This window comes from Fictibacillus halophilus (genome assembly GCF_042680145.1).
GTDB lineage: Bacteria > Bacillota > Bacilli > Bacillales > Fictibacillaceae > Fictibacillus > Fictibacillus halophilus_A.
This window is the reverse complement of sequence record NZ_JBHTNQ010000001.1, coordinates 2,877,408-2,890,498: the sequence shown is the minus strand read 5'-3', so window position 1 is coordinate 2,890,498 and position 13,091 is coordinate 2,877,408. Positions and strand designations below refer to the sequence as shown.

Genomic DNA, 13,091 nt, shown 5'->3' with positions numbered 1-13,091 from the left:
TTGAATGAAGGGGCGGAGAGCGGATGAAAAAGGTACTGTTTTGTGCAACTGTTGACTACCACTTTAAAGCTTTTCATATACCAGTATTAAAATGGTTTAAAGAACAAGGATGGGAAGTCCATGTTGCTGCTTCAGGATCAATAAACTTGCCTTACGTAGATAAAAAATATAATATCCCTATTCATCGATCACCACTTCATAAACAAAACATTGTTGCTTATCGCTCACTTAAATTAATTTTAGATAAAAATAATTACAACATCGTACACTGCCATACACCAATGGGTGGTGTACTAACTAGATTAGCGTCCAGAAGTGAAAGGAAAAAAGGTACCAAAGTTTTTTATACAGCACATGGGTTTCATTTTTGTCAGGAATCACCCATGTTGAACTGGCTAATTTATTATCCGATTGAAAAGATGTTATCTTCTTTTACGGACTGTCTGATTACAATTAATAATGAAGATTATAGCTTAGCTAATGAACACAACTTTAAAGCCAGGCTGATTGAACATGTTCATGGTGTAGGAGTTGATACAACGGTATTTAAACCTGTACCCATTGAAGAGAAGAAAATTTTAAAGAGAAAACTTGGCTTTAAAGAAGATGATTTCCTTATGTTTTATGCTGCCGAATTTAATCGGAATAAAAATCAGCAAATGTTAATCCGAACATTAGCCCTAGTAAAAAAGGAACTACCAAAAGCACGGCTTCTTCTAGCAGGTAAAGGTCCTTTATTAGAAGATTGTAAGAAACTTGCTGAAAAACTTGAGGTTCATCATCATAGTTCTTTCTTAGGGTTTAGAGAAGAAATTCATGAAATACTACCAGCATGTGATCTAGCGGTTGCATCTAGTCTGCGAGAAGGACTTCCCGTAAATATTATGGAGGCGATGGCTTGCGGTCTACCAATTATAGCTACTATAAACCGAGGTCATTCAGAGCTTGTGAAAAATAATATCAATGGCTACCTGGTTCCTATAGAAAATCATGACATGATGAGCAAGAAAATAATCGATTTAGCCAACTCAAATAATAGAGAAAATATGGGGAATGCAAGCAGAAAAGAAGTTCAATTATATTCATTGAACAATGTTAGCTCAGAGCTGCAAAATTTGTATCAAACTTTTATGGCGGAGGGTCAAAATGAAGCCGAAAGTGAGTATCATCGTTCCTATCTATAACATGGAAAAATACTTGAAAAGATGTTTGGAAAGCTTAGTTAACCAATCATTAACTGAAATTGAAATAATTCTTGTGAATGATGGTTCAACAGATAAAAGTGCCGCTATTATTACCGAGTTTGAAAAGAGTGATTCTAGAATAAAAGTCCTTCATAAAGAAAATGAAGGTGTTTCTAGTGCTCGTAATGAAGGTATAAAAATGGCTTTTGGAGAATACATCGGGTTTGTAGATCCTGATGACTGGGTTAACCATCATATGTACAAAAAACTCTATGAAGAAACACAAGAAAACTATGTAGATATCGTAATGTGCAGTTATATAAGGGAAACAGATAAGTTTTCAAAAGAAAAGAAATATAATTTACCTGAAAAAGTAGTGTTCGATACAGCTGGAATTAAGTCAAACGTTTTAAGACGTCTTATTGGACCATATAAAGAGGAAATTGCATACCCAGAAATGTTAGACGCTTGGGGAACAGTATGGTCCAAAATATATCGGTCCGAATTAATTAAGGATAATTTCATAACGTTTACTGATCTAAATGAGATAGGAACAAATGAAGATTCCTTATTTAATATTGAGTCATTCTATTACGCAAATTCTTTTGTTTTTGTAAACTATCCTTATTATCATTACTGGAAATCGAATCATTCATCTGTTACTTCTACATATAAACCAAAATTGAAAGAACAATGGATGAACTTATATAAAAAAATAGAAGACTTTATTCAAGAAAAAAAGCTTGGAAAAGAATTTCAAAATGCTTTACATAACCGTATCTGTTTAGGGACACTTGGTTTAGGTTTAAATACCATTAGTAAATCAAATCCATCTTCCATATTTAATAAATTAAGTTTAATTAATAATTTTTTATCTGAAAAAAAGATACAGCGTTCATTTAAACAATTTGAGTTAACTCATCTACCAATTGTTTGGAGAGCGTTTTATTTTTGCGCAAAAATGAGATTTACATGGGTTTTTTATTTTATGTTAATGTCACTGGAATGGCTTAGAACATCAGTTAGATTGAGGTGAACCTGATTGAAACCAGAACGTATATTACAAGTGGTTACCATTATGAACCGCGGCGGTCTTGAAACCATGTTAATGAATTATTATCGGAAGCTAGATCCTAATCTCATTCAGTTCGATTTTATGGTTCACCGTATTGAAGAAGGCCATTATGATAAAGAAATCACAAAATTAGGCGGAAGAATTTATAGAATGCCTCAAATAAGACCGGGGAATTATAGAAGATACTTTGGATTACTAGAACAATTCTTTATGGAACATCCCGAATATAAAGTGGTTCATTCTCACATAAATGAAAATAGCAGCTTTGTATTAAGAGCTGCCAAAAAAGCAGGTGTTCCTTGCAGAATTGCTCATAGCCATCTAAGTGATTTAGGTCTAGATATGAAACTACCTTTTCGACTATATGCAAGAAGTACAATGAAGGATAACCCTAGTCACTATTTTGCATGTTCCACTAATGCAGGAGAATGGCTTTTCGGAAAACAAAAAGCAACACAAGTCAAAGTTTTGAATAATGCTGTAAATGCTGAAGAGTTTTCATTTAATCAAGATAATAGAGAGAGATTTAGACAAGAACTGGGCATGAGAGATGATCAATTGGTAATCGGACATATTGGAAGGTTTAATAAACAAAAGAATCATAGTTTTCTTATTGATATTTTTCATAATATTAAAGGAAAATGCCCTGATGCTATGTTGGTTTTAGTCGGTGATGGAAATTTAAGACTTTCAATGGAGAAAAAAGTTAAAGAACTTGGTTTAGCATCAAACGTAAGGTTTTTAGGAGTTCGTTCAGATATATCCACAGTAATGCATGGTATAGACCTGTTTCTTTTCCCATCGCTGTTTGAAGGGTTACCGGTTGTTCTTATCGAGGCACAAGCTGCAGGACTTTCATGTATTGTCTCAGATTCTATTACAAAAGAAAGCGATATAACAGGAAGAGTTAAATTTATTAACCTTAAAGAGTCTGCTGAAGCATGGGCAGATCAAATTCTATCACAATCTTATCAGCACGCTGATACGAAAGCATTATTAAGAGAGTCTGGTTATGATACTGCTACAATGGCAAAATGGCTTTCGGATTATTACATGGAAAACTACAAAACAGGAGTAAGATGATGAATAAAAGTAATCTTCCCTTAATTACCGTTTTTACGCCAACTTATAACCGGGCATATACTCTTCATCTATGTTATGAAAGTTTAAAGCGGCAAACATGTAAAGACTTTACATGGCTTATCATCGATGATGGATCAACAGATCAAACACAAAAATTAGTTGATAGCTGGATCGATGAAGACACAGTGCCTATTCGTTATGTTTATCAGGAAAACCAAGGTATGCACGGTGCACACAATACAGCTTATGAGTTAATTGAGACAGAACTAAATATGTGCATTGATTCTGATGATTATTTAGCGGATGATGCAATTGAAAAAGTGTCTGGTTTTTGGAGAAAGTATGGAACAGCTGCACATGCTGGCATCGTTGGACTAGATGCTAAACAAAGTGGAGAAATTATCGGTTCTAAAATGCCAGAATCTATAAAGGAAGCAAGTCTAACAGATTTATATGAAAAACATAAGGTTAAAGGGGATAAAAAACTAGTATATCGTACAGAAATCACAAAACAATTTCCTCCGTACCCATTGTTTCCGGAAGAAAAATATTGTCCGTTAAGTTATAAATATATACTTATCGATCAAGAGTACCCATTGTTAATTTTAAATGAGGTTCTTTGTCATGTGGAATATCTCAACGATGGCTCTAGTCTTAACATGATGAAACAATATAAAAGAAACCCACGTGGATTTGCATTCTTCAGAAAAACAGCCATTAAGTACGCACCTACATTTAAAGGAAGATTTCGCGAATCCGTACATTATGTATCTAGTTCTTTATTATCAAAAAATCATATGTTTTTAGTAGAATCACCAAAGAAAATTACTACAACTCTAGCTACTCCTATTGGTTTTATTCTCTTCGTTTATATTAGGTACACCAATAGATCATCATTGTAAAAATAAGCTAAGCTTTATTGTAGTGAGAGGGTAATAAAAATGACTATTTTATGGATTAACTTAGCATTTGTGTATGTATTTTCACTTTTCGCTCGATATTTTTCATCTGAAAGCAGTTCACTTAATAATGTAAAACCTAATCAAGTGTTAGTTTTACTATGTGGTTTCACATTAGTTCTTGTATCTGGTCTAAGAAATAATATAGGTGATACATATTACTATAAACATTCTTATGAAATGAATACTCTTTCTTGGGGTAATGTGGATTTTAGTGGGGACTTTGGATTTAATATTTTTCAAATGATTCTACAAAAAATTTCTGATAATTCTCAAATCCTTATATTTACTACAGCTTTAATTACAAATTCACTTATAGTATTCATCTTATACAAATACTCTCGCTTATTTGAATTGAGTTTGTATATATACATTACTAGTGGATTGTTTCTAGTTTCAATGAATGGTATTAGACAATTCATGGCTGCATCAATTATCTTTGCTGCAACAAAATATATTTTTAATGGTAATTGGAAAACATATTTTTTTATTATTATATTAGCATCTACAATACATCAAAGTGCACTTATACTTCTCCCAATATATTTTATAGTTAGAAATAAGGCTTGGTCTAAATTTACTTATTTATTAATATTTTTATCTTTGTTTATTGTAGCTGGATATAATCAGTTTTCTCAAATATTGTTTGCTTCATTAGAGGATACACAATATGGTCATTATCAAAGCTTCTCTGAAGGTGGTGCAAATATACTAAGGGTATTGGTAAGCGCTGTACCTATAGTTCTAGCTTATATGGGGAGAGAAAAGTTAAGAGAGATCTTTCCCAAAAGTGATTATATTGTAAATCTATCAATTGTCGGATTACTCTTTTTAATTGTTTCTACACAAAATTGGATTTTTGCTAGATTTACAATTTATTTTGGATTATATCAACTTATATTAATTTCTTGGGTTGTAAAGATATTTAGGAAGCAAGATGAAAAATTTATATATTATTTGATAGTGCTTTTTTATTTCTTATTTTATTTTTATGAATGTGTAATAATCTTTGGAACAGAGTATCAAAGTAATTATCTTGGATAAAGGGGTTGAAAAAATGACATTTAATAATGCGAGAGAAGGATTAATTAAACTAAACTCTTTAACCTCTTTTAGATTTATTGCCGCATTATTGGTTTATTTTTACCATGTTGGGATAGCGAAAGAATTTCAAACAGGATATTTAGGGGTCAGCTTTTTTTTTATGTTATCGGGGTTTATATTGGTTTATAACTATAAAGAAAAATTAATTAAGTTAGATCCATATCAGTTAAAAAGATTTTATATAGCCAGAGTTGCTAAAATATATCCTATTCATTTTCTAACATTCCTTTTAGCTATTCCTTATTACTTTTTTATACCACTTAAGCATGAACCTTTTCTATATGTCTTCCAAGCTATAACAAATTTATTATTAATTCATAGCTTTATTCCTTTTGGGAATGTATCTTTTAATGGAGTTTCATGGAGTTTGTCGGATGAGATGTTTTTTTATCTATTGTTTCCATTTATTGTTTTCTATTGGATGAAAGTATCATTTATAAAATTAGTAAAACTATTTGTGTTTATATGGATCATGACTATTTTATTAGCTCTTTATATTCCAAATGAAACTAATTTCTCCCAATGGTTTTTTTATTTTTTTCCTGGCATTAGAATCGTTGAGTTTATAGGAGGAATGATTTTAGGCGGCATTTTTTTAAAAGTAAAAAATATATCAAATGTATCTTTTTTCTTATTTTCATTTTTGGAATTTTTTTCTATATTATTGTTTGTTGGAATTGTATTAATCTCTCCTCAGTTTTCACAAAATTTACGATACGGATTAATGACTATTCCAGCAATACTATTCATAATTTTTGTTTTTGCATTCCAAAAGGGAATTTTATCAAAGTTTTTATCCCTGAAACTATTCGTTTATCTAGGTGAAATAAGTTTTTCTTTCTATATGGTTCATAATTTATTTTTATCTTATATTTTATTTTTATGGAAACCGAATATAGATCCAATTGTTACAATTAGCGTCTGCTTCTTACTATCAATTTCAACAAGTTCTTTGTTGTTTCATTTGTTTGAAGAACCTATGAGAAAAAAAACAAAAAAGATACTTGCAGAGAGATTAATGAATAGAGAAAAGCGAAAAATTACTAATACTCAAACAAAAGCTATAACCTAATTAGGACATAAAAAAGGAGAAAGAAATGAATATCGGTGAACCTTTAAAAATTCTCCACGTTGTTGGGGCTATGAATAGAGCTGGAACAGAAACGATGTTAATGAATATTTATAGAAACATTAACCGCAATAAAGTACAATTTGATTTCATTTCATATAGTCAACAAAATGCTCATTATGATGAAGAAATAATAAGTATGGGTGGGAGAGTGATAAAGTTATCTAAGACACAATCAATATTTGAACTTTATCAGGCCATAAAGAAATATGGACCTTATCATGCTGTCCATTCTCATACTTTGTTTCATTGTGGCATTGCAAGTATAGCTGCCCTGTTAGCAGGGGTGAAAGTTAGGATATCCCATGCTCATACCACTTTAGATAATAGTAGTAGTTTAATAAGAAAGAGTTACATTAAATTCATGCGGTTTATTATAAAAAACTTCTCGACGAATTTACTAGCATGCAGTAAAGGAGCGGGGAGTTATTTGTTTGGAGAAAAAACTATTAATAAAAAAAAGTACTCATACTTTCCTAACGTAGTAGATTACAGTGAATTCTTGCAGATCCCTAATATTGAAGTTGAGAAATTTAAAGTTATAGAAGGATTAGATAATGATTTAATAATTGGTCATATTGGCCGATTTATAGAAGCTAAAAATCATACCTTTTTATTAGACATTTTAAAATATGTAATAAAAAAAGAGCCTAACATAAAATTATTATTAGTTGGAGATGGAGATCTTAGAGAGCTGATAGAAGAAAAGGCTAAGCAAGATGGTATTTATGAAAATATTAGATTTGTTGGTGTGAAAGAAAACATCTCTACCATGTTGCATAGCATGGATATATTTGTTTTCCCTTCACTATACGAAGGCTTAGGGATGGTCTTGTTGGAAGCACAAGCAAGTGGTATTCCTTGCATAGTATCTGAAGCTATACAACCTGAAGCTGATTTGCACCTCGGTTTAATTTCAAAATTATTATTAGCTGATGGAGCTGAGGTGTGGGGAAATAAGATTTTAGAAATGGCTAATAAAAAGGAAAAGGATGTATCAAAAATTGTTATGAGATTTAAACAAAATGGTTATTCGTTATCTGAAGGAATTTCAATATTAACAAGAATTTATAAATCTAATAACCGGGGAGAAGGATATGAAAAATCTGTTGATAGCCTCGTATGATATGGAAGTAGGAGGTGTTGAAAGGAGCTTAATTAGTCTATTAAATAACTTTGATTACAAAAATTACAAGGTTGATTTAATGTTATATAGCCATACCGGTGAATTTATGAGCTTTCTACCAACACAAACAAACCTACTTCCAGAATCAAGTGTATATAAAACTTTTCGTATGTCCGTGGGTGAAATTATTAAAACAGGAAAAATAACATTAGGTATGGCAAGGATATTGGCAAAATATCGTGCGGATTTGAGTACATCCGAAGAAAATGGATATAAACAAATGCAGTATATGTGGAAATATTCACTGCCGTTTTTACCAAAACTTGAAAAAAGGTACGATGTAGCAATTAGCTATTTATGGCCTCATTATTTTGTTGCTGAAAAAGTAAAAGCCAAAACAAAAATAGCCTGGATTCACACGGATTTTTCAAAAGTTCATACAGATAAAACATTGGATTTTTATATGTGGGATAAATATGATTACATTATCGCGGTGTCAGAGGATTGCAGAAAATCATTTGTTCATATGTATCCTCTTTTGAAAAAGAAAGTAACAGTTATGGAAAACATCACCTCTCCGGAATTTGTTCAAGCAATGTCTGGAGAAGAGGTTGAAAATGTTATGAAGTACGACCAAAGGTTTAAAGTAATCACTGTGGCAAGATTCTCCCATGCCAAGGGACTTGATAATGCCATTAAAGCCTTAAAAGTATTAAAGGACAGAGGATATGACGATATAGCTTGGTATGTCATTGGCTATGGTGGTGATGAAAAAATGTTAAAAGATTTAATTAAGCAAAATAATTTAGAAGATCAATTTATTCTTATAGGAAAAAAGATAAATCCATATCCATATATGAAAAAGGCGGATTTATACGTGCAACCATCCAGGTATGAAGGAAAGGCTGTAACAGTAGGAGAGGCTCAAATTCTTTCGAAACCGGTATTGGTAACCAACTATCCAACTGCAAAAAGCCAAGTCCGTAATGGATTTGACGGATTAATATGCGAATTATCAATTGAGGGAATTGCTGATGGAATAGAGAAATTTTACAAAGACGATGAATTAACAAAAGTATTTGCTGCTAATTGTAAGAAATCAAACTATAAAAACAATGAAGAACTAAATAAATTATATTCATTAATGAGATAATTTCAATGAAATGAGGAGCTTTATGAAAATTTGCACAATAACATGTCATGATGTATATAATCATGGTGCCTCATTACAGGCATACGCATTAATGACTTATTTAGAGAGATGTGGACATGAAGTGGAAATAATAGATTATAAACCAGATTATTTATCTAATCATTATAATTTATTAAGCGTTGATAATCCAAAATGGGATAAAAATTTATTAACAAAATTAATTTACTTAGCTTTAAAGATGCCGGTAAAGATTCCTAGTTTAATAAGAAAAAAAGCTTTTGATCAGTTTACTTCCAAATATTTAAAATTAACAAAAATACGATACAGTTCGAATGAGGAATTAAAGAAAAATCCTCCTTATGCAAACGCATATCTGTGTGGAAGTGATCAGATCTGGAATAGTCTCCATCAAAATGGAAAAGACCCTGCATTCTATTTAGATTTTGTACCCCCGGGAAAATTAAAGGCATCTTACGCAGCTAGTTTTGCAACTGATACATTAGTGGACGAAATATTACCATTTGTAAAGAAGAAAGTCGAACGACTAGATGGTATAGGTGTTAGAGAGAAAAGTGGGGTTGAAATCTTAAAACGTCTTGATATAATAAATGCGGTTTCTGTTGTTGACCCTGTACTACTACTAGATAAAAAAGATTGGAATATTTTAGGGGGAGAAAAATTTGTTGAAAAATATATTCTTATTTATGATTTTGATAACAGTGACTTAATAAGAAAGCTGACATTGGAAATAGCAAATGAATGTGGATATAAAATATATACCATTAATCCTGGAAAAATAAACTATGCAGATAGATATTTTAAATTTGTTGGTCCAGAAACATTCATTTCATTAATAAGAGATGCGGCATTTGTAATATCAAACTCGTATCACGCAGCTGTTTTTTCAATTATTTACCAAAAAAAATTTGCCATTGTTAACAGAAAGGAATCAATAAATACGAGAATGCGGGATTTTTTAAGCGACTTGAAACTAAACCAAAGATTAGTGGATGAAGACTATAACTTAAATGAGATTTTAAAAATGGTTAATTACAGTAAAAGTGTAGAGCTTTTAAATGAAAAAATTATTTTTTCTATGAAATACTTGGATGAAACCTTACTCTCTAATGTTAAAGTGAGGAATGTCTTATGAAGAAGAAATTATTATTTGTAATTGATTCTTTAAATAGCGGAGGAGCTGAAAAAAGTCTCGTTTCATTGCTCACTTTATTTGATTATAAAAAATATGAAGTAGATTTATTGATGTTCTCAAACAAGGGGTTATTTGTATGCTCACTCCCCAGGGAAGTAAACATTTTAGAAGTACCCTATATAATTACGACTCAGCAAAATCAAATAAAATATTTACTAAAAAATAAAAAATTTAAAGAGTTATTTATAAGAGTGGGGATGTCATTTTCACTTAGAAATCCTTTTCAAAATAAACAATTGCATGCTGCCCAGATATCCTGGAAATGGTTATCAAAAGGATTTGATAAAGTTAATGTGAATTATGATGTAGCTATAGCATATAGTCAAGGGACTCCAACATATTTTGTAGCAGAGAAAGTGCAAGCTATTAAAAAATTTTGCTGGGTAAATACGGATTATAAAATTGCTCCATATAATAAGCAATTTGATGAAAAATATTATATGAAGTATGACAATGTTATTGCTGTTTCAGACTATAACAAAAGAGTCTTTATAGAAGAAATGCCCATTGCCAAAGAAAAAACATCTGTTGTATATGATATTGTTTCTCCTAGTATGATCAAATCTATGTCAGCCCAATCTGGAGGTTTTAAAGATAACTTTAAAGGATTAAGAATTTTAACTATAGGAAGGTTAGTTGATGTAAAAGGGTATGATTTAGCAATAGAGGCTTGTTATAAATTGAAACAGGAAGGTTATGAATTTAAATGGTACGCTATTGGTGAAGGCAAGCTAAAAAGTAAGTTGGAAAATATGATAAAAAGTTATAGTTTAGAGGAGACTTTTGTATTCTTAGGTACTCAAGAAAATCCTTATACTTTTATTAAAGACTGTGATATATATGTTCAACCATCTAGATATGAGGGATTCGGTCTCGCAATTGCAGAAGCAAGGATATTACAAAAGCCAATCATAGCGACGGATTTTCCGGTAATTTACAATCAACTTAAAAATAGAAAAACAGGCTTGATCGTTAATATGAACGCCTCAGCTCTTTACGAAGGAATTAAAGAAATATTGACAAATAACAAATTAAAGAATGAAATTTGTTCAAATTTGAAAAAAGAACAAGCAGGAACTGAAAGGGAAATCGAAAAAGTCTATTCTTTAATTGAAAATGGTAGTTTAAATAAATAACTATTAAAGGTGATTAATTTATCAAGAGAACAATGGAGAGGGACTATGGTAAAATTGCTGTTAAGGTAGTTTAAAAATGTTTAAAAGGGTGAGTAAATGAAGGATACAACTTTGAAATTATTAATGTTGTTTAATAAAAAGGAAAAGAAAAAGTTATTAGTTTTATTTTTTTTGATGATAATGGCGGCTTTATTTGAAACAGTAGGAATAGGGATAATTGTTCCGTTTGTTGCACTGGTAACAACCCCTTCTTTAATACAAGAACAAGAAGTTTTATCTTACATATATAAATTATTTAACTTTCAATCCACTTTAGCATTTACCATATTCGCTGTTATATTATTAATTTTAATTTTTGTGATTAAAAACGTTTATTTACTTTTCTTTAACTATTCACAAATAAGAATTGTATTAAATCAGCAAGTTAAATTATCTAGAAGGTTATTTGAAGAATATTTAACAAAACCATATACTTTTCATTTACAAAGAAATACAGCAGATTTACTGAGAAATGTAAATGATGAAGTACCCAAAGTATTTCAAGGAATAATTATTTCAGTTTTTCAGCTTATTACTGAAATATTAGTTACGTCTAGTATATTAATTTTATTATTAGTGACAGCACCTGAGGCAACAATTACTTCTGCCATATTATTAGGTGTAAGTTTATTATTGTTCTTTAAATTTTTTCGCAAAAAAATTACAGATTTGGGTAACGAATTACAAAAAGTAAGTGGTGCGATGAATAAATGGGTAAATCAAGGCTTAGGAGCAAGTAAGGAAGTTAAAGTATCAGGAAAAGAAGGGTTTTTCATCAATTCTTATACACATTACAGCCAAATTAGAGCAAATAATTCTCTATATATTAAGATGTTAGATCAAGTCCCAAGACTTTTTATTGAAACATTATTAGTATTAATCGTACTTATTACAATGTTAATAATTGTTTTTCAAGAAACAAGCACTTCACAACTGGTTTCCACAATGGCTCTATTTACAATGGCTGCTTTTCGACTTATGCCATCAATTACACGGATCATTGCATTAATTACTATCATAAGATACAACCATCCTGCACTAAAAGTGATTTATGAGGATCTTTTTATGAACAAAGAAAATTATTCAAGCAATAAAATTGATGATTCATTTTTAAGAATTATTAACAAAGATGAAAGAACATTTAGAGATTCAATAAAGTTAAATGAGGTTTCTTTTCGCTATCCCAATCAAAAGGATTATTCTATAAAGAATATATCATTAACCATTCCAATTGGAAATTCTGTAGCTCTGATTGGTGAATCAGGTGCTGGAAAAACGACGATTGTTGACATTATACTTGGACTTTTCAAACCGGAAAAAGGTAAGGTTTTAATTGATAACAAAAATTTATATGAACAAAAGTCATTATGGCAGCAGAAAATAGGATATATTCCCCAATCTATCTTTTTATCAGATGATACGATTCGCAGAAATGTTGCTTTTGGATTAGATAGTGATCAAATTGATGATGAAGCTGTTTGGAGAGCATTAGAGCAAGCACAATTAAAAGAATTTGTTGAATCGCTTCCTAATCACCTGGAAACAGAAGTAGGGGAAAGAGGAGTAAGACTTTCTGGTGGCCAGCGTCAACGTATAGGAATTGCACGTGCTTTGTATCATAATCCCGAAATTTTATTTATGGATGAAGCAACCTCTGCATTGGATAATGAAACAGAAAAAGAGATTATGAAGGCAATTGATGGATTGAAAGGTGAAAAGACTCTGATCATTATTGCCCATAGACTCAGTACAATTGAAAACTGTGATATTGTTTTTAAAATTAATAACGGCAAACTAGTATCTATTGATAATAGAGCTGCAAAGAAAGCGATAGTTCATTAAGTAAATAGTTTTAATAACTGTATCTAAAATAATTTAGATGCTTTTTTT

Annotated in this window: 11 protein-coding genes; all 11 read left to right on the top strand. The window is 30.8% G+C overall.

The window, feature by feature from the left end:
* Positions 1-23: 23 nt before the first annotated feature.
* Entirely contained in the window at positions 24-1,184 is a 1,161-nt protein-coding gene (locus ACFQ4X_RS14575) for a glycosyltransferase family 4 protein (RefSeq protein ID WP_379836307.1), read from the top strand.
* Positions 1,147-2,220: a glycosyltransferase family 2 protein gene (locus tag ACFQ4X_RS14570; protein WP_379836305.1), complete on the top strand. Its 1,074-nt coding sequence runs from the start codon at positions 1,147-1,149 to the stop codon at positions 2,218-2,220. The genes ACFQ4X_RS14575 and ACFQ4X_RS14570 overlap by 38 nt, the downstream gene beginning before the upstream one ends.
* Before the next feature lie 6 nt (positions 2,221-2,226).
* On the top strand, positions 2,227-3,342 hold the full coding sequence (locus ACFQ4X_RS14565; RefSeq protein ID WP_379836303.1) for a glycosyltransferase family 1 protein: 1,116 nt from the start codon (positions 2,227-2,229) through the stop codon (positions 3,340-3,342).
* The gene (locus ACFQ4X_RS14560; protein WP_379836301.1) at positions 3,339-4,244 is read left to right on the top strand and encodes a glycosyltransferase family 2 protein; all 906 of its coding nucleotides are present in this window, start codon (positions 3,339-3,341) and stop codon (positions 4,242-4,244) included. Before ACFQ4X_RS14565 ends, ACFQ4X_RS14560 begins: the two co-directional genes overlap by 4 nt.
* A gap of 39 nt (positions 4,245-4,283) precedes the next feature.
* Positions 4,284-5,345: an EpsG family protein gene (locus ACFQ4X_RS14555; protein ID WP_379836299.1), complete on the top strand. Its 1,062-nt coding sequence runs from the start codon at positions 4,284-4,286 to the stop codon at positions 5,343-5,345.
* 13 nt (positions 5,346-5,358) lie between these two features.
* Complete coding sequence (locus tag ACFQ4X_RS14550; protein ID WP_379836297.1) at positions 5,359-6,477, top strand: acyltransferase family protein; 1,119 nt, start codon at positions 5,359-5,361, stop codon at positions 6,475-6,477.
* Between the two features lie 25 nt (positions 6,478-6,502).
* On the top strand, positions 6,503-7,660 hold the full coding sequence (locus ACFQ4X_RS14545) for a glycosyltransferase family 1 protein (protein WP_379836295.1): 1,158 nt from the start codon (positions 6,503-6,505) through the stop codon (positions 7,658-7,660).
* Positions 7,632-8,813 carry a glycosyltransferase gene (locus ACFQ4X_RS14540; RefSeq protein WP_379836293.1) on the top strand — a complete coding sequence of 394 codons (1,182 nt, stop codon included), beginning with the start codon at positions 7,632-7,634 and terminating at the stop codon, positions 8,811-8,813. The genes ACFQ4X_RS14545 and ACFQ4X_RS14540 overlap by 29 nt, the downstream gene beginning before the upstream one ends.
* A 22-nt stretch (positions 8,814-8,835) precedes the next feature.
* Positions 8,836-9,966 carry a polysaccharide pyruvyl transferase family protein gene (locus ACFQ4X_RS14535; RefSeq protein ID WP_379836291.1) on the top strand — a complete coding sequence of 377 codons (1,131 nt, stop codon included), beginning with the start codon at positions 8,836-8,838 and terminating at the stop codon, positions 9,964-9,966.
* On the top strand, positions 9,963-11,162 hold the full coding sequence (locus tag ACFQ4X_RS14530; RefSeq protein WP_379836289.1) for a glycosyltransferase: 1,200 nt from the start codon (positions 9,963-9,965) through the stop codon (positions 11,160-11,162). The genes ACFQ4X_RS14535 and ACFQ4X_RS14530 overlap by 4 nt, the downstream gene beginning before the upstream one ends.
* A gap of 96 nt (positions 11,163-11,258) precedes the next feature.
* Positions 11,259-13,043: an ABC transporter ATP-binding protein gene (locus ACFQ4X_RS14525; RefSeq protein WP_379836287.1), complete on the top strand. Its 1,785-nt coding sequence runs from the start codon at positions 11,259-11,261 to the stop codon at positions 13,041-13,043.
* Positions 13,044-13,091 lie beyond the last annotated feature (48 nt).